The sequence below is a fragment of the Nocardia amamiensis genome (genome assembly GCF_015477605.1).
GTDB lineage: Bacteria > Actinomycetota > Actinomycetes > Mycobacteriales > Mycobacteriaceae > Nocardia > Nocardia amamiensis_A.
On sequence record NZ_JADLQX010000019.1, the window covers coordinates 109,412 to 126,582 of the forward strand.

At 68.9% G+C, this 17,171-nt stretch carries 18 protein-coding genes; 6 read left to right on the top strand and 12 right to left on the bottom strand.

What is annotated here, in order from left to right; translation table 11 throughout:
• Positions 1 to 16 precede the first annotated feature (16 nt).
• The 3 genes from obgE to IU459_RS24210 all read left to right on the top strand — a co-directional run bounded on the left by obgE (position 17) and on the right by IU459_RS24210 (position 3,146).
• Positions 17 to 1,471 (top strand): GTPase ObgE, encoded by a 1,455-nt coding sequence (gene obgE / locus IU459_RS24200; RefSeq protein ID WP_195131851.1) that lies wholly within the window; start codon positions 17 to 19, stop codon positions 1,469 to 1,471.
• 167 nt (positions 1,472 to 1,638) lie between these two features.
• On the top strand, positions 1,639 to 2,739 hold the full coding sequence (gene proB, locus IU459_RS24205) for a glutamate 5-kinase (protein WP_195131894.1): 1,101 nt from the start codon (positions 1,639 to 1,641) through the stop codon (positions 2,737 to 2,739).
• A gap of 98 nt (positions 2,740 to 2,837) precedes the next feature.
• Positions 2,838 to 3,146 (top strand): hypothetical protein, encoded by a 309-nt coding sequence (locus tag IU459_RS24210; RefSeq protein WP_195131852.1) that lies wholly within the window; start codon positions 2,838 to 2,840, stop codon positions 3,144 to 3,146.
• 224 nt (positions 3,147 to 3,370) lie between these two features.
• On the opposite strand, the gene IU459_RS24215 is transcribed toward IU459_RS24210, so the two are convergent.
• From IU459_RS24215 to IU459_RS24230, 4 genes are all read right to left on the bottom strand, one after another.
• Positions 3,371 to 3,517, bottom strand: a complete 147-nt coding sequence (locus IU459_RS24215; protein WP_195131853.1) for a hypothetical protein — start codon at positions 3,515 to 3,517, stop codon at positions 3,371 to 3,373.
• A 198-nt stretch (positions 3,518 to 3,715) separates the two neighbouring features.
• Positions 3,716 to 5,014, bottom strand: coding sequence for a hypothetical protein (locus IU459_RS24220; RefSeq protein WP_195131854.1), 1,299 nt, complete (start codon positions 5,012 to 5,014; stop codon positions 3,716 to 3,718).
• Positions 5,011 to 5,385: a hypothetical protein gene (locus tag IU459_RS24225; RefSeq protein WP_195131855.1), complete on the bottom strand. Its 375-nt coding sequence runs from the start codon at positions 5,383 to 5,385 to the stop codon at positions 5,011 to 5,013. Before IU459_RS24225 ends, IU459_RS24220 begins: the two co-directional genes overlap by 4 nt.
• A gap of 90 nt (positions 5,386 to 5,475) precedes the next feature.
• On the bottom strand, positions 5,476 to 6,180 hold the full coding sequence (locus IU459_RS24230) for an ESX secretion-associated protein EspG (RefSeq protein WP_195131856.1): 705 nt from the start codon (positions 6,178 to 6,180) through the stop codon (positions 5,476 to 5,478).
• 638 nt (positions 6,181 to 6,818) lie between these two features.
• Here IU459_RS24230 and IU459_RS24235 point away from each other — a divergent pair.
• Positions 6,819 to 7,169, top strand: a complete 351-nt coding sequence (locus IU459_RS24235) for a hypothetical protein (RefSeq protein ID WP_195131857.1) — start codon at positions 6,819 to 6,821, stop codon at positions 7,167 to 7,169.
• Between the two features lie 16 nt (positions 7,170 to 7,185).
• Here IU459_RS24235 and IU459_RS24240 read toward each other — a convergent pair whose 3' ends face one another.
• The 8 genes from IU459_RS24240 to ligD form a co-directional block, all read right to left on the bottom strand.
• Positions 7,186 to 8,280 carry a methyltransferase gene (locus IU459_RS24240; protein WP_195131858.1) on the bottom strand — a complete coding sequence of 365 codons (1,095 nt, stop codon included), beginning with the start codon at positions 8,278 to 8,280 and terminating at the stop codon, positions 7,186 to 7,188.
• A gap of 86 nt (positions 8,281 to 8,366) precedes the next feature.
• Positions 8,367 to 9,143 (bottom strand): MerR family transcriptional regulator, encoded by a 777-nt coding sequence (locus IU459_RS24245; RefSeq protein ID WP_195131859.1) that lies wholly within the window; start codon positions 9,141 to 9,143, stop codon positions 8,367 to 8,369.
• Positions 9,144 to 9,237: 94 nt separating this feature from the next.
• A complete protein-coding gene (locus IU459_RS24250) occupies positions 9,238 to 10,752 on the bottom strand; it encodes a flavin-containing monooxygenase (protein ID WP_228838420.1) in 1,515 nt (504 codons plus the stop codon).
• Entirely contained in the window at positions 10,749 to 11,669 is a 921-nt protein-coding gene (locus tag IU459_RS24255; protein WP_195131896.1) for a ferritin-like domain-containing protein, read from the bottom strand. Before IU459_RS24255 ends, IU459_RS24250 begins: the two co-directional genes overlap by 4 nt.
• 7 nt (positions 11,670 to 11,676) lie before the next feature.
• On the bottom strand, positions 11,677 to 12,579 hold the full coding sequence (locus IU459_RS24260; protein WP_195131860.1) for an SDR family NAD(P)-dependent oxidoreductase: 903 nt from the start codon (positions 12,577 to 12,579) through the stop codon (positions 11,677 to 11,679).
• Between the two features lies 1 nt (position 12,580).
• Positions 12,581 to 13,564, bottom strand: coding sequence for an alpha/beta hydrolase (locus IU459_RS24265; RefSeq protein ID WP_195131861.1), 984 nt, complete (start codon positions 13,562 to 13,564; stop codon positions 12,581 to 12,583).
• A gap of 362 nt (positions 13,565 to 13,926) precedes the next feature.
• Positions 13,927 to 14,877 carry a D-isomer specific 2-hydroxyacid dehydrogenase family protein gene (locus IU459_RS24270; RefSeq protein ID WP_195131862.1) on the bottom strand — a complete coding sequence of 317 codons (951 nt, stop codon included), beginning with the start codon at positions 14,875 to 14,877 and terminating at the stop codon, positions 13,927 to 13,929.
• A gap of 202 nt (positions 14,878 to 15,079) precedes the next feature.
• Complete coding sequence (gene ligD / locus IU459_RS24275) at positions 15,080 to 16,054, bottom strand: non-homologous end-joining DNA ligase (protein WP_195131863.1); 975 nt, start codon at positions 16,052 to 16,054, stop codon at positions 15,080 to 15,082.
• A 471-nt stretch (positions 16,055 to 16,525) separates the two neighbouring features.
• On the opposite strand from ligD, the gene IU459_RS24280 reads away from it, so the two are divergent.
• Together IU459_RS24280 and IU459_RS24285 are read left to right on the top strand one after the other, a co-directional pair.
• Positions 16,526 to 16,765, top strand: a complete 240-nt coding sequence (locus tag IU459_RS24280; protein ID WP_195131864.1) for a hypothetical protein — start codon at positions 16,526 to 16,528, stop codon at positions 16,763 to 16,765.
• Positions 16,766 to 16,823: 58 nt separating this feature from the next.
• Positions 16,824 to 17,132, top strand: a complete 309-nt coding sequence (locus IU459_RS24285; protein WP_228838422.1) for a hypothetical protein — start codon at positions 16,824 to 16,826, stop codon at positions 17,130 to 17,132.
• The last annotated feature ends 39 nt before the right edge of the window (positions 17,133 to 17,171 follow it).

The window sequence follows — 17,171 nt, forward strand, 5'->3', positions numbered from 1 at the left end:
GAGGATGATTCGGCGTATGTCCAAGTTCATCGACCGTGTCGTACTGCATGTGCGTGCGGGCAAGGGGGGCCACGGTTGCGCCTCGGTGCACCGGGAGAAGTTCAAGCCGCTCGGCGGACCGGACGGCGGCAACGGCGGCAACGGCGGAGACGTGATCCTCGAGGTCGACTCCAACGTGCACACCCTGCTGGACTTCCACTTCCACCCGCACGCCAAGGCGGGCAACGGCAAGCCGGGCGAGGGCGGCAACCGGGACGGCAAGCAGGGCGCCGACCTGGTGCTGAAGGTGCCCGACGGCACCGTGGTGCTCGACGACGACGGCAAGGTGCTCGTCGACCTGGTCGGCGCAGGCAACCGCTTCATCGTCGCCCGCGGCGGACGCGGCGGGCTCGGCAACGCCGCACTGGCCTCGAAGGCGCGCAAAGCGCCCGGTTTCGCGCTGCTCGGCGAGAACGGCGAAGAGCTCGACCTGGTACTGGAGCTGAAGTCGGTCGCCGACGTCGGGCTCGTCGGGTTTCCGTCCGCGGGCAAATCATCGCTGGTCTCGGTGCTGTCGGCGGCCAAGCCGAAGATCGCCGACTACCCGTTCACCACGCTGGTGCCCAACCTCGGTGTAGTCGCCAGCGGTGACACCACTTTCACCGTCGCGGACGTGCCCGGCCTGATCCCCGGCGCCAGCGAGGGCCGTGGCCTCGGCCTGGACTTCCTGCGGCACCTGGAGCGCTGCGCGGTGCTCGCACACGTGGTGGACTGCGCGACGCTGGAGCCGGGGCGCGACCCGGTGTCCGACGTGGACGCGCTCGAGGCCGAACTCGCCGCCTATCGACCGGCCTTGAGCGCCGACGCCGGGCTCGGCGATCTGGCCGACCGGCCGCGCGTGGTGATTCTCAACAAGATCGACGTGCCGGACGCCGCCGAGCTCGCGGAAATGGTGACCCCGGAGTTCACCGAGCGGGGGTGGCCGGTGTTCGAGATCTCCGCGGTGAGCCGGGCGGGCCTGCGCCCCTTGACGTTCGCACTCGCCGATCTGGTGCGCACTTACCGCGAGGAGCATCCGAAGGCGGCGCCCAAGCGCCCGGTCATCCGTCCGATCGCGGTGGACGAGACCGGTTTCAGCGTGATCGCGGACCCGGAGGAGCCGGGCGGCTTCATCGTGCGCGGCACCCGGCCGGAGCGGTGGGTGCGCCAAACCCAATTCGACAACGACGAGGCCGTGGGCTACCTGGCCGACCGCCTCGCCCGCCTCGGCGTCGAGGACGAGCTGGTGCGGTTGGGTGCCGAGCCGGGAGCGCCGGTGACCATCGGCGACGTCACCTTCGACTGGGAGCCACAGATCTCGGCGGGCATCGACATGGTGCCCACCGGTCGCGGCACCGATGTCCGGTTGGAGCAGACCGACCGGGTGAGCGCGGCCGAGCGCAAGCACGCGTCCCGGGTGCGGCGCGGGTTGGTGCAAGAAGACGAGGAGTAGGACGTGGAGGGTCGGGTCGCGGTGCGTACGCCGGGCGGCGAGTTCGACCGTTCGCGGTCAGGGCGGGTCGCGGCATCCGCCCGTACCACTGTGGATCCTATTGTGGCGCAGGGAGTTCGGTTGCGATGCAGGTGACTTCGGTGACCGCCGAGACGGATTCGTCGGGCCTGAGCGAGGCTCGGCTGGCGATCGCGTCGGCGCGGCGGGTGGTGGTGAAGATCGGTTCGTCCGCACTGACCAGTCTGAAAGGCGGTCTGGACACCGCGCGGCTGGATCGGCTCGCGGACGCGGTGGAGGCCCGGATGCGCTCGGGGTCCGATGTGGTCGTGGTGTCCTCCGGCGCGATCGGCGCAGGTATCGCGCCGCTCGGGCTGACCAGTCGTCCTCGTGACCTGGCTACCAAGCAGGCGGCCGCGAGCGTCGGACAGCTGGCACTCGCCCACGCGTGGGGCACGTCGTTCGCCCGCTACGGCCGCACGGTCGGCCAGGTCCTGCTGAGCGCCGACGACTTCGCCCGCCGCGAACACCATCGCAACGCGCAGCGCACGCTGGATCGCCTGCGTTCGCTCGGCGCGATCGCCGTGGTGAACGAAAACGACACCGTCGCAACGGAAGAGATCCGTTTCGGCGACAACGACCGGCTCGCCGCGCTGGTCGCGCACCTGGTCGGCGCGGACGCGCTCGTGCTGCTGTCCGACGTGGAGGGCCTGTACGACGGCGACCCCCGCAAGGGCCCCGCCAACTTCATTCCGGAGGTCCGCAGCAGTGCCGACCTGGACGGCGTGATCGCGGGCAGCGGCGGCGCGCTCGGCACCGGCGGCATGGCGTCCAAGCTGTCCGCGGCCCGGCTCGCCGCCGACGCGGGCGTACCGGTCCTGCTGGCCGCCGCGTCCTCGGCCGCGACCGCACTCACCACCGGCACCGTGGGCACCGCGTTCGCCGCCCGCCCGGTGCGGTTGTCCGCGCGCAAGTTCTGGGTCCGGCACGCGGCCGACAGCCGCGGCGCCCTGCTGATCGACGACGGCGCGGTCCAAGCGGTGGCGCACCGGCGTCGATCCCTGCTCGCCGCCGGCATCGTCGGCGTCCGCGGCCGCTTCTACGGCGGCGACGTGGTCGACCTGGTGGCCCCCGACAACCGCATCGTGGCCCGCGGCGTCGTCGAATACGACAGCACCGAACTGGCCGGCATGCTCGGCCGCTCCACCGACGAACTCCCCGAGACCATGCAACGCCCCGTCATCCACGCTGACGACCTGGTCAAGGTGTAATCCGCAGCACAACGCCGTGTGCTTGCGCGGGCTGGCGGTGGTGCCCGGTCGTCGGGTGTTTGCCTAGCCTGTGAGACATTACCCAGTAAGCTGGAGCCGTGACAGCGGCCCATGACTACGAGGCGGTCCACAACATGGTGGATCGGTTGTCGCCGGATCAGGTCCGACGACTGAGGCTGCTGGTGACCGAGCCCGAGCAGATCGAAACCGAGGACACCGAACTGCTGCAGGCAGTCAAGAAGGTTGCTCGCGAACTCGGCATCGCACATGACGCCGGGAAGGTCTCGGACAAATTCATGCCTCGCCGGAGGTCGCTGGGGTTCATCGGCACGCTCGACGCCGAACCGGAGCTGGCGGAAAGATCGGGAGACTTGGTCCGTAAGGGCTTGGGCGGCGTCGAGTGCTGACTCCTCGATGGCGACCTTTCATTGGAGCCGTTGACCTCAGGCGACTTACAGCGGATACACCAATTGATCCTCACCTATGCCGACCTGCCACTTGGTGCCGTGGACGCATCGGTCATCGCTGTTGCAGAACGTCTCGGGGCGCGAGCCGTCGCAACCTTGGACGTGAAGCACTTCCTCGTCGTAAAACCGAGGCACGTACCTGCATTCGATCTGCTGCCCACGCGTTAGCGCGCACGCGCGCTGGCGGCGATCCGGACCTGCAGCGGGATGGGGTCGGCGTATTCGGTTGCCAATGACGGTGTGGTCATCGATTCCTCCAGGTTCGGTCCGGCCAGGGGCAGGGCTTGTCCGCGGCCCGCATCGCCGCCCACGGATCGAGGATGCGACCAGGGCGTCGGAGCCGATCGCGGAGGCGCTCCGGTGTCCCGGACAGCGCGCTCACCGCGACCAACCGCGACCGCGGCCAGCGTGCATCGCGGCGACCGGGTCGGCGAACGCGCCACCGCGGGCGTAGCGACGCGCGGTTGACCGTCATGCGCCGGTGCGGTGCGGACGCGCGGTGTCGGCCGTCAGGACGGGACGACGCCGGGTTGGTTGGTGGTGGGTATGTGTCCTTGGTTGCCCTCCACCGGACCGGTGACGCCGGGCTGGCCGCCCGGGTCGGGCAGCTCCGCCGGGGGCCGGGCGGGGCCGGGAACCGGGGGCTGCACGGGTGGCGGGGGCGGTGGTGGCTGGGGTGGGCTCGGTGGTTGTGCGGATTCTGGGGTCTGCGGCGCCGGCGGTGGAGTTGGGGCCGGTGGTTGTGCCGGTTCCGGGATCTGTTGCGGGGGTGGTGGAGTCGGCAGCGGCGGCTGGGCCGGGGGTGCCGACGAGCTCGGCGGCTGCGTGGGCTCCGGGGGCTGCGGTGCGGGACTCGGCGGTGCCTGGGTTGTGGGCGGTGTCTGCGGCGCTGGTTCGGGTGACGGTGTCGGTGCCTGGGTTGTGGGTGGCGGCGGTGGTGCCTGGGTTGTGGGCGGTGTCTGCGGCGCTGGTTCGGGTGACGGCGGCGGTGCCTGAGTTGTAGGTGGCGCCTGCGGAGTGTGCGGCGCAGTGTCGGGTGACGGCGTCGGCGTCTGGGTAGAAGGCGGTTGCTGGGCGGGTGGCGCGGGAGGCGTCTGCTCCAGTTCCTGCTTCGGTGGCACCGGATTGTGCGACGGCGGGGTAGATTCCGGTGCGGCAGGTGCGGATTGCGTTGCGCCGTGAGGTGATTCGTCGTTCTGCGGTACCTGCTCGGGCCCTGAGTATCTCGGCGCGCTGGGCGCCCCCACCCGCGGTGGGGACGGTGTGACGGGGACGGCGGGCGGTTCGGGCAGCGCGGGCACGGCGGTACCCGCCGCGGAGTAGGCGGGCTTGTAGACCATGTTCATCGCGAGCAGTGCTTCCTGACGCAGTGCTTCCTGCGCCATCTGCGCGTCGATGACGCGGGCCGCCTCGAGGGCTTTCGCGATCGCGCCGACCGGTCCGGAATCGCCGGGGGGCACCACCGCGAGCTTCACCGCCTCGGCGGCGGCGGCGACCCCGCCGAGCCGGGCGCCGACCTGCCCCAGCACCGCCGCCAGCTCGTCGGCCGACGCGGCGAAACTGCGTGCGCTGGCCTGAGCCGCGTCGGCGGCTGCGCCTTTCCACTCCACGGAGTCCATCACGCGGTCCACGCCGCCGCGCGTGAGCGGGAACGACGTGGTGAGGGCGCCGGCCACCTCGAGCCAGGCTTCCGAAGCGCGCAGCACCTGCGCGGCATCGATCTGCTGGGCCTTGGCGTAGATCTCCTCGTGCCGCATCGACTCGAAATGCTCCATCGAGCTGATGTAGGTGGGATCGGAGCCGCTCATCGTGCGAGCCTCGGCTGGATCGCACGCAGCGCGGCGGCGTGTGCGGCGTCGGCCTCCTCGAACAGGCCGCCGCTGATCAGGAACGCTTCCTTCATCCGGTAAGCCGCCTCGATGTAGTGGTCGAGCAGGGCCGCGGCGTCGCGCGCCTTGTGACCGAAACCGGCCTGCAACTGCTGCGCCGAGACGAAACCACCGAATCCGTCCAGTTCCGCGGCGGATTCGAGGCGCTGCTGTAGGTGGAGCAGCCGATCGGCCTGCCGGTCGTACATCTCGGCGCACTGCCGGGCCGCCGCCGGATCGAACTGAACGGTCCCGGCCTGTGCCGCCTCCTTGAATCGGGCGATATCGCTTCGGCTGGTCTCGATCGTCATCGCTCACCCCTGAGATCGGTCATCCGCCCCAGATTAACCGGAAGACGATGCCGGGTCAGCAAAGTCGTCGGCCTCGGCCGCCGACGCGGGCTAAACGGGAATGCGTTTCTGCAGTTGCGCGGCGATCTGCTCGGACGAGGCCGGGGTGATGCGCACCTCGTCACCCGCCTTGATCAGGTACCGCCCGTCGTTGTGCACGTCGATCCACGTGTAGTGGATCGGCGGCGGCGGAGCCGGACGATCCAGCCGCGGTTCGATTCTGATGTGCCCCTCGGCGGTGTGCGGCTCGAGCAGCAGTTTGCGGATCCGCGGAGCGGCCGATCGGCGCGCGGGCACGGTCTCTTGATCGCGCACCGCGTCCCCGGAGGCCACGCGAGGGGGCTCCTTGCCCGGCGGCGTCTTCGGCAGCAGCGCCGCGATCCGCTGGCCCAACTTCGCGCTGTGTCCGATCGAAACCCGCACCCGGCCACCGAAATCCGGACTCGCCCCCGGTTCCTGCACCGCCAGCACGGCGCGGTCGTAGATCGCGGCGGCCAGCAGCCGCAGTTCGCTGCCCGGCCGGTGTGCGCCACCGATCGCGACGATCCTGGTGTGCGGCTCGGCGAGAATGCGCAGGCACGCCGACAGATCGGGGTCGCGGTCGTGTGGCAGCCGCTCGGCGAGGGTGATGCGCAGCTTCTCCGCCTCGGCCTCGGTGCGTGGCGTCTCCAGGATGCGCAGGGGATACGGGTGGCGATCCAGGTCGGTCTCACGCCAGATATGGGCGAACTCGTCCGGAGTGAAGGTCCAATCCACGCCCGAATCACATCCTCACTCGAACCCGCCGGCGATGTCCGTAGCCTAGCGGTCGCACAGCAAGACCGGAGATGTCATGTGGGCTACCGGGATTGCGAAGCGATGCCCCGTCGCATACTCGGACGCGCGATCGGACCCCTGCGCGGGTTACGTTCCGGGTACCGCAGCACCAGGCGCGGGAAAAGTATTCCAGAGGAGCGCTCTGTGCAGGTTCTTGCCGCTACACCACGGTGATCACCGGGAGCCGTATCGGCCACGGCAGAGCGGATTTCGAGTCCTGGACCGCACCTCCGACGACGTGGGAAAACCTCGACGGCCGTCGCATCAAAAGTGATGGATCTCACATCGACAACGATGTCCGAGGCCATTCACACCGGAAAGCATGGATTCTTTTGCACCGCCGCCGCTTCGGGCTGTCGACGTGTGGCGGTCCCAGGCATCCGGGGAACCAGCGTACCTCCGGTGACGTGTGCCGCGATTTCGCCGCGATCGCGCCGCAGCCTGTTCGCGCTGGTGTCGCGCTCGACCGGTCCGCCCGGTTCTGCTGAAATATTCGGAAAGAGCAGCGATGCGAGGGCGATGGGGCGGCCCCGCACAGCAAACCAGGATTGGCGGAGGTCTGCCGAGGAGGGATTGCGGTGCACACCATGATGCGGCGAGTGGGCGGGACGATCGGTCTATCGATCCTCGGGATCGGTTCGGTCTTCATCGGCGCGGGATCAGCCGGGGCGGTGCCGACCGGCTGCTATGTCGACCGCGGCGTCACCGACGCGGCCGCCCTGTGCCACAGCGGTGAGGGGTCGGCGGTCTTGGAGACCGAGTGCCTCGGTTTCCACGTGCCGCCCGGGTATTCCGGCCCGGTGTTCGGCTACTACAGCGGTTTCGAATCGCAGCAGACGAACGTCGGCAAGCCGATGCGCGCCACGTGCGTGTCGGATGGCTCCATCGGGATCGCGACACTCGCGTTCGTCGTGCCCTCGGCGCGGTAGCGGAGCGCTCCGGTTTTCAGCTCGGCCGCGCTTCCAGCACATTGTCGGGCGAGACCGTCGGCACGCACCGGACGAGCGTGAACCCGTGGCGGGCGAGGAACTCCCGGTACTCGGCCTCGGTCCGTTCCCGGCCGCCCGCGTTGACCAGCATCTCCAGGTCGATGAACTTGCTCGGGTGCGGACCGGTGTGCTCCGGAATCACGAGTTCGATGATCAACAGCCGGGCATCGGGCTCCATAGCCGCTCGCAGTGCACCCAAGATGCGGCCGGCGTCCGGCTCGGCCCAGTCGTGCAGGATGTGTTTGAGGATGTAGGCGTCGCCGCCCTTGGGGACGCTGTCGAAGAACGATCCGCTCTCGACGGTGCAGCGTTCGGCCAAGCCGAGTTCGGCGAGGCGCGCGGGCGCGGCGTCCACCACCTCGGGGAGGTCGAACAGGATGCCCCGCGACCGCGGCGAGCGACACAGGATTTCGGTGAGCAGTGTTCCTTCGCCACCGCCGACGTCGACGAGGGTGTCGTAGCGTCCGAAGTCGTAGGCCGCCAGCAACGGTTCCATCGCCAGGGTGCTGATACTGGTCATCGCGCGGTCGAACAGCTCGCCGAGTTCGCGATCGCGCTGCACGTGGTCGAAGAACGGCATCCCGTCCAATTCTTCGCCGACGGGCCGGCCGGTCCGTACGGCGTCGACGAGGTGCGACCAGTGGTTGCGGTGGGTGGCCGAACCGAAGAACAGCACCGCGTCGCGCAGTGACACGTCCGCGTCGCGGCGCAGTCCCCGTGCCATGGAGGTGAGCGCGTACCGGCCGTCGCGATGCTGCGTGAAGATGCCGTAGCTGATCAGCAGCCGGAGCAGGCGTCGCAGCGCGTCCTCGTCGGCGCCGACCGCCGCGGCGAGCTCCCCGCTCGATCGGGGTCCTTTCGCGAGTTCATCGGCCACTCCGAGCGCCGCGGCGGCGTGGATCGCCTGCGTGATCCATCCCGCGGCGATCAGCTCCATCAGCGCGATGTGTCCCGGCACCAGCTTGCGAAACGCCACGGCCAGCACGGTGCGGACCGATTCGACGGCCCGCACCAGACGCTGCGGAGGAATTCTGGGTCGGTCGGACGCCACGGCGACTCCATCCGTCGAAGGTCGGCACTCTGCGCTTGCCTAGGAGGGTACGTCGCGGCGGGTGGGTACCGGCGCGGGATGCCGCCTCAGATCTCGGGCCGGGCTTGGCTGCGGCTGCGCTCACGGTCGGCGGCCGTGGCGAGATAGTCGCCGAGTTCGCGTCGCAGCGTGACGTCCAGCGAACGGGCGAGGGTGGCGTGCACCGAGGCGACCGCCAGCTCGCGCATCTTGTTGAGCATCGTTGTGGTGTCGGCGATTTCGCTGCTGGTGTCCGGAAGCCAGCCGGGTCCGTGCTCGTCGATGATGTGCTGCTTGGCGGCGGTGATCATGATGTGGGTGATGTCATCGATCCGGTCGGCCACTTTGGCGTAGATCTCGATGAGCGTGCGCAGTTCGAGCCCGTACTCGTGCAGTTCGGCGAACGAGGTGAGCAGCTGGGTGTCGGTGAACACCACCGTCTCGCCCTCGAGCCGGACCAGTTGCATCTCACGCAGGCGGTCGACCAGCTCGTCGGCTTCGGCGCCGAGGATGGTGCCGATCAGCTCGCGCGGCACCTCGAAGGTCTCGTCCTTGGCCCAGGACGCGGTCACGGCGTGCTGCAGCCCGAGCACCTCGGTCAGGTCCTTGCCGGTTTCCCAGCTGGTGATGAAGTCGGCGATGTGCGCGGTGGTGAAGCCACGCTGCAGGAGCGCGTCGATCAGGCGCAGCCGTTCCAGGTGCGAGTCGTCATAGATGCTGGCGCGCCCGTCCTTGCCGACCGGCGGCGGCAGCAACCCACGTTCCTGGTAGGCGCGGACATTGCGGGTGGTGGTGCCCGCGGCGCGCGCGAGATCGTCGATCCGGTACTCCGGCGTCGACCTCACCTCCCTCGCTGACCACGGCGCCGAGCAGAACGGCGGCGCGCTGCGGAAACCGTGCCGACCGAGTCTATCCTCCGGCCCACCGCCGCCTCGGCACCTAGGAAACCGGTGCTACCCGGCGCTCGGCTGCGCTCGCCTCGACCACCAGGTAGTCGTCGAGATCGACCGTGCGCAACTGATGGGCGTACTGGGTGGCGAAGCCCGGATACATGGTCGCGTTGAAGCCGTCCTCGGTGAGGTACCAACTGCGGCAGCCCGAATTCCACGTGGTGGCGCCGAGCCTGCGCTGGATGGCCGCGTTGTAGCGGTCCTGCCGATCGCGCCGGACGTCGAGCAGCAGCAGATCCCGGTCCAGAATCGTGCCGATCGCGCTGACCAGGTAGTCGATCTGGGCTTCCATATAGACCAGCGCCGAGTTGTGCCCGGGTCCGGAATTGGGACCGAACGTCAGGAACAGGTTGGGATATCCGGAGACCGCGACGCTCTTGAATGCGTAGGCGCCGCGCGACCACTCATCCGCCAGAATTCGCCCGTCGAGCCCGGCCACCGGAATGGGTGTCCCGGTCTTGGATACGTCGAACCCGGTCGCGAACACAATGCAATCAGCTTGGTGCTCAATGCCTTCCGCGGTGCGGACGCCCTGTTCGGAGATCCGGGCGATGGGCCAGGTGATCAGCTTGCAGTTGTCGCGCTGCAACGCGGGGTAGTAGTCGTCGGTCATCAGCAGGCGCTTGCAGCCCGCCCGGAAGTCCGGAGTGAGCTGACGGCGCAGCCAGGGGTCCTTGACCTGCCTGCGCAGCTGCGCCTTGCCGACCAGCTCGACCGCCCTGGTCAGCGGCGTATTCCAGACCACGCCCAGCGCGACCGACTCGTGCCCGTAGTACCAGGCGCGCCGCGCCAGCTGCTCGGCGGCGGGCACCCGGCGGTAGAGCTCCTTCGTGAGGACGGTGGTGCGCCGGTTGATCCGCGGCAGCACCCAGCCGGGCGTGCGCTGGAACACCTTCACCGAGGCCGCCTGCTCGACCAGCTCCGGAATGATCTGGACCGCGCTGGCCCCGGTGCCGATCACCGCGACCCGCTTGCCCGCGAAGTCGTAGTCGTGATCCCATCGGGCGCTGTGGATCTTGTGACCCTGGTAGGTCTCTATGCCGCGAATATCCGGGAAACCGGCGTTGGCCAGCGGTCCCGATGCCAGCACCACCGTGCGCGCCACGATCGGGTGCGGGTATCCCTCCACGGCGATCTCCCACGCCCCGGCCTGCTCGTCGAACACGATGCCCGTGACGTTGTGCCGGAAGCGGATGTGCGGACCGAGCCGGAACTCGGCGACCATCGCCTCGATATAGCCGAGGATCTCGGCGCTGCCGGAATAGGTGTGCGACCAATCCGGATTCGGCGCGAAACTGTAGGAATACAGCCGCGACGGTATGTCGCACGCCGCGCCGGGATAGGTGTTGTCGCGCCAGGTTCCACCGACCGCGGCGCCGCGTTCGAAGATCGCGAAATCGTGGATTCCGTGCTGCTTCAGGCGGATGGCGGTGCCGATCCCGGCGAACCCCGCGCCGATCACGGCTACGTCCAGGGTGTGCGTGCTCATCGGTTCCCTTGTCATGCGGCGGGCTCGTAGGTCAGTTCCTTCGACCAGGTGGGGTCCTTGCGCAACATGGCCTTCGGCACCAAGCCGGTGATCTTCACCAGCGCGTCGGCCACCAGGTGGTAGGGGTGGTCGCGGTTGATCACCCAGCCCCCGTGCATCTTGACGATCTGGTACATCGGGAGCCTGCGCGCGAATTCGCTGCGCTCGCCCACGTTCGCGTACCGCTTCAGCGCGCCGTAGAGCTTCTCCTCGTCGACGCCCATCGCGACGATGTTGTCGCGCATCTTGTTCAGCAGCGGCACGTAGCTGAGCACGCCGATGATCAGCGACGGCTTGGCCCAGCCGCCGACCAGGTCGATGAGCAACTTGCGCGTCTGCGCGTGCCCGAGCAGATCCATCACCGCGAAATCGACGGCCAGATGCCGTGATTCGTCGGAGTTGATCTTCTTGAACGCCTCCTGGCAGACCGGGTCCTCGATCTCGTCCATGACGAATTTGATCAGCGCCCCGTCCAGCGCCACCTCCAGCATCGGGATCACCGTGCCGAGAAACGACAGCGACATGTCGTCGGAGTACTTGTCCAGGAAGTCGATCACCAGCTTGACGTTCACGTTCGGCTGCGGGATCTCGTCACCGTCGAGCATGCCCCACCGGCGCATCAGCGCCAGCTCGGCGTTGGCGTGCTTCTGCTCCTCGGCGTGGAAGTAGCGGTAGATCTCGCGCAACGTTTCGTTCGGCGCCTTCTTGGCCATCGCCGCGAAGCCGCGCGCGCCGACGTTCTCGATCCACATCAGGTCCGCCATGAACGGCTTCAGCTTGGCGTGCAGCTCGGGCGTGATCGTCTCGGCGCCGGGTGCGTCCCAGTCGATGTCGGCCAGCGCCCACTGGCGGTCCTTGATCTTGCGGAGCATGTCGTCGAAGTCCATCGTGATGGCCATGTCAGACTCCTGTCTTGTCGGTGACCGGCATGCCGCCGGTGGTGGTCGAGTCGTCCTGGGGCAATAGCCGATCCAGCAGCCCGAGGACGTAGGTGTACCGGGCGGGGAAGTGCCGCTTGAGCAGCCAGACGACGCGTGCGTCCAGCTGGGGCAGGACGTAGAGCTGCCCGCGATCGTGCGCGTCCAGCGCCGTGCGGGCGACGCGCTCGGGGGAGAAGCCGGTCCAGCGCATCAGGAAGTCGGCAAGCTGCGCCGACTCCTTGGTGATCCGGCCGTCGCGCGCGACGTTCGTCCGCACGAACGTCGGGCACAGGACGGTGACCGCGACGCCGGTGCCGTGCAGTTCGGCGGCCATGGTCTCCGAGAGCGACAGCACGCCCGCCTTCGACACGTTGTAGGCGGCCATCGAGGGCGCCGCGGCGAATCCGGCGGCCGAAGCGACGTTGATGATGCCGCCGCGCCCGGTGGCGCGCAGCCGGGGCGCGAAGACCTCGCAGCCGTGCACGACGCCCCACAGATTGATGTCCAGCGCCCACTGCCAGTTGTCGAATCCGATGCGGCCCACTGGTTTTCCGCCGATGCCTACGCCCGCGTTGTTGATCACCAAGCTGACCGGGCGCTCGAAAAGCGTGTCGGCGAAGCGGGCGAGCAGCTCGACGTCCTCGCGGCGCGCCACGTCGCACCGGAAGGCGTGCGCGGCGCCGGGGTGGTCGCGCTCGATCAGGGCGACCGTCCCGTCGGCGCGGGTCTCGTCGATGTCGGCGCAGATCACCTGGCCTCCGCGGGCCGCGATCTCCAGCGCGAACGCCCGGCCGATGCCGCTGCCCGCGCCGGTGACCACGGCTCGCGCCCCGTGCGTGCGGCCGGGTCTGCCCAGGCCCGCCAATCGATCCAGTCCGAACATCTCAACTCACCTTCTCCGTGGAGGTCGCCATCAGTGCCGCGCGCAGGAAGTCGGCGGCGCGGGCGAGGGCGTGGTCGGCCTCGGGCACCACCATCGGCAGGGCCTGGAAGACGTGCAGCTGGCCGGGCCAGGTCTCCAGGTCGCAGCGACCGCCGGCACGACGGACCATGGCGCACAGCGCTCGCGCGTCGGCGCGGAGCATCTCGGTGCCGCCGACTTGCACCAGGATCGGTGGCAGTGCCATGCCGTGCGGGATCGCCAGCCGCAGGCGTGGTGCGTCGGCGGGCTGGCCGCTGGTATAGGACGCGGGCAGCCGCTTCGCCGCGGCGGCGGAGATCAGCGGGTCCGTGCCGAGGCGCTCTTGTTCGGCAGCCGTACCAAGCGTGAGGTCGAGTAATGGGGAGAACATCGCGACCGCGGCGGGTTGCGGCCTGCCGTGGCGGCCGTTCTCGACCAGCAGGTCCAGCGCGAGATGCCCGCCCGCGGAATCGCAGGCGATCACCACGTCTTCCGCGGCGATGCCCCGGCCGAGCAACCAGCGGTAGCCTGCCTCGACGTCGTCGGCCGCGGCGGGGAACCGGTGCTCGGGCGCGAGCCGGTAGTCGCTGAGAAAGACCGGGAGGCCGGTCTGCTTCGACAGCCGGGCCGCGAGACCACGGTGCGTGCGGGCCGAGCAGATCACGTAGCCACTGCCGTGGATGTAGTAGATCGCCTGCGAGCCGAAGGGCACACCGGCCGCTCGGACCCATTCCCCCCGAATCGTTCCGGACCGGATCTGCGTGACAGAAGTACCCGGCGGAACGGGACCGCCGAGCGCCATCATCGTGGCGATGAGCTTGCGGGCGAACCAGACGCCCGCGGCGTTCATCGGAATTGCGCAGTTCAGCGGACGCAAACCGATACGAGCCGCGGCCGCGGCCACGGTGGCGCGCGGGGAGGGCGCGGCGGGAACGCCGGGAGCCGCGGTCCTCGTTGACCTTGTCATGCGTTCAGAATCAGTCACAAATGTGCCATTTGTCAATGGCACATTCATAGAAGGCTGATCTATGCACGCTGATGACGCATACGTTCGCGCGTGCGCTGGGGACGGATACGCAGGTGCGTATCCGATATCCGCGCTGGTAGCAGCTTCACTGTCTGGTCCGGCGCGGGTAGGGGTGCGCGGTGGCGCGTGAACCCGCCCGTCTTGTCATGACGTCGGGCGCACCGGAAATCGAGCGGAACCTGGCGTTCCGTAACCGGCTGCTCACCCACGACGACCGGGCGTGCTACGTGCGGACGCTGGTAACTGGAATTCGTCCAGCACGCCGGCGAACGTGGGCGCCTGCGACCCGGGCCTGTTCCTGCTCAGTACCCGCGATCGCGATCGATCGGCGCCAGCAGCGGGCGTCCCGTGACGAAGCGCTGGACGTTGGCTTCGACGTGATCGGCGAATGCCGCCAACCGCAGCTGCGGAGGATTCGAATCATGCGGCGTGACAATGGAATTCGGCAGCACCCAGAGCGGATGGCCGTCCGGCAGCGGTTCGGGATCGGTGACGTCCAGCCCGGCGCCGCCGATCGCGCCCGAGGCCAGGGCGGCCACCAGCGCGTCGGTGTCGATCAGGCTGCCGCGGGCGACGTTGACGATCCAGGATGACGGCTTTAGCCGGGCGAGTTCGTCCGCGCCGAGAAGATGCCTGGTGGCCGGCGTGGCGGGCGCGGCGATGACCACGTGATCGGTACGCGGCCAGATCCGGCCGACATGGTCGGCGGAAATCGTCTCGACGGTGTCCGGAATGCCGGGGCCGGTGACCGGGCGACCGCTGCGGTTCACCGCGATGATGTGCGCGCCGAGCGGAATCAGCATCGGAATCAGCGCGCGCCCGATGCCGCCCGCGCCGACGATGGTCACCGTCTTGCCGCGCAACGTACCGACGTGCGGGAAGAAGTCCTGTTGACGCCAGCCCGACGCGCGCAGGTGCTCCGGCAGATAGCGGACACCGGCGAGCAGCAGCATGAGCGCGTGCTCGGCCACGCTGGCCGCGAAAGCGCCTGCGGCGGAAGTGAATCGGATGTGCGGATGCTTGGCGAAGATGCCGGCGGTGAACCAGTCCTCGATACCGGCGGCCGACAGCTGCACCCATTCCAGGGATGCGGGTAGCTCGTCCGGGAACTCGCCGGGTCCGCCCACCCAGATCAGCCCGCGCGCCTCGTCGAGGTCGGAGATCGCGGCGCCCGCCTCCAGTACCGCCTTCTCCACCAGCGTGGGTGGAGGGTCCGTCGGCCCGATGGCGATCGGTACTGCCGGTCCGCTCACGACTGCGCCTCGCCGGCGCTCGGCTCCGTCGTGCGCGGGGCCGCACTGTGTCCTCGGTTCGCTCGCTGACGCTCGCTCATGAATAGACCTCCTTCAGTCCAGTACGACGTGGTCGCGCGGGGACGAACGGCGGTCGGACTCGCCGCTGCGACCGTAGCACCGCCGCGCGGACGGTGGCGTGGGGTGTCCGTCCAACGCGGCGCTAGTCCTCGTCTCGATCTGTTTGCTCGTCCAACTCCGCGTCCACCTTGTCCCGGTCCGCCCACTCCAGCAGCCGATCCAGGTGGAACACCGCGTCGTCGATGCCCGCGTGCAGGTCGCCGAGCTCGGCGAAGCGGGCGGGGACGGTGGAGATGGTGAAGTCGCGCGGATCGATGTCGGGGATCTCCTCCCAGCGCACCGGGGTGGAGACCGTGGCGGCGGGGTTGCCGCGCACCGAGTAGGCGGCGGCGATCGTGTGGTCGCGGGCGTTCTGGTTGTAGTCGACGAAGAGCATTGCCGGGTCGCGGTCGCGACGCCACCACGTGGTGGTCACGTCATCCGGTGCGCGGCGTTCCACCTCGTGGGCGAAGGCGAGCGCCGCCCGCCGCACCTCTTGGAATCCCCAGTTCGGCGCGATCCGGACATACACGTGCAGTCCCTTGCCGCCGGAGGTCTTCGGCCAGCCGACGGCGCCGAGCTCGTCGAGCAGTTCGTGTACGACGCCCGCCACGCGCTGCACCCGCGGCCACGGGCAGTGCGGCATCGGGTCGAGGTCGATGCGCCACTCGTCGGGACGCTCGGTGTCGGCGGCACGGGAGTTCCACGGATGGAACTCGACGGTCGACATCTGCACCGCCCAGATGACATCCGCGAGTTTCTCGACGCAGAGTTCGTCGGCATGCCTGCCGTAGCGCGGGAAATACACGCGCACAGTAGGAATCCAGTCCGGCGCGCCCGCGGGCAACCGCTTCTGATGCACCTTGTCACCGGCCAGTCCCTTCGGAAACCGGTGCAGCATGCAGGGCCGGTCGCGCAGCGCGTTGACGATGCCGTCCCCGACGCTCAGGTAGTACTGCACCAAGTCGAGCTTGGTCGCGCCGGATTCCGGGAAGTAGACCCGGTCCGGGTTGGAGATGCGAATCGTGTGTTCGCCGACCTCGAGTTCGATTGCCGGCGCAGCGGATTTGCGGGCCACATGTCGACCTTAACGGGCGCAGCCTATGTAGTCCGATTCACAGCGCGCGCCGGCCAAGTGGCGGGCAGACCCGTATCCCGCGCCGCCGAATGGACTGGACGGAAGGTGGCAACTCCGGTTCCAGCTCGCCGAGCTACCGGCTTCGTGGCCCGGCGCGGGCGGAGACAGGGACAGCCGCGTAACGGTGCAGCCGGAAGGAAGTCCATCGGAACGACGAGCCAGGTGGAACTGCGCCTGCACCGCCATCGACTACAAATGCTGCAGCGTGCTCACGGACGGGTCGGCGGCCAGGTAGTCCGACCAGGACTGTGCCAGATACCAGTTCTGGTAGTACAGCGACGACGCCAGCGTTTGCGCGGCGATCTCGGGCCCAGGCGTGGCAGTTCGTGCGGTGGAGTGAAGGCGATACCGCGTACGACCAATGCGGCGAACCGGGCATGGTTGTTGCACCGTTCTGGTATGCATACGGGTATGAGCAAGGCGACGCGCGTGACCGTCACGTTGGATCCGCAGGTGGCGGAGTGGGTCAGGGAGGCCGCCGATCGCCAGAACCGCAGCCTGTCCTCGGTGATCAATGCCGCGGTACGCACCACGATCGTGCACGACAGTCTGACCTCGCTGATCATCGACGAGGAGGCCGAGCTGGCCGCCGCGTACGACGACGTGACGCTCACCCAGGCCGCCGAAGACGACGCCAGCGGCGCGGCATGAGCGCGCGGCCCAGCTTCCGTAACCAGGGAGGGCGCGCTCACGCCGAGGACGACAGAGCATGAGGCGCGGCGAAATCTGGCGTTACGCCCCGACACTCAGCGACGGCACGCCGTTCCCGCGGCGCATGACGGTCGTGCTGGTGTCCGATTCGGCGGTGATCACCTCGCGCTACCCCTGGCTGCACGTCATCCCCTTGCGCGACGCCGACCCGGGTCACGTGCTGGCCACCAAGACCGAGCACGGCTGGGCCGATACCCTCGAACTGCACCGCGCCTACCGTCCCTGGCTCAGCGAATACCTCGACGTGCTGACACCGTCCGAGACGGAATCCCTCGACGCACGACTGCGGGCGACCCTCAGCCTCTGATCGCACAGGCCGGTGGACGGGTTAGGCCGCACCCCGCAT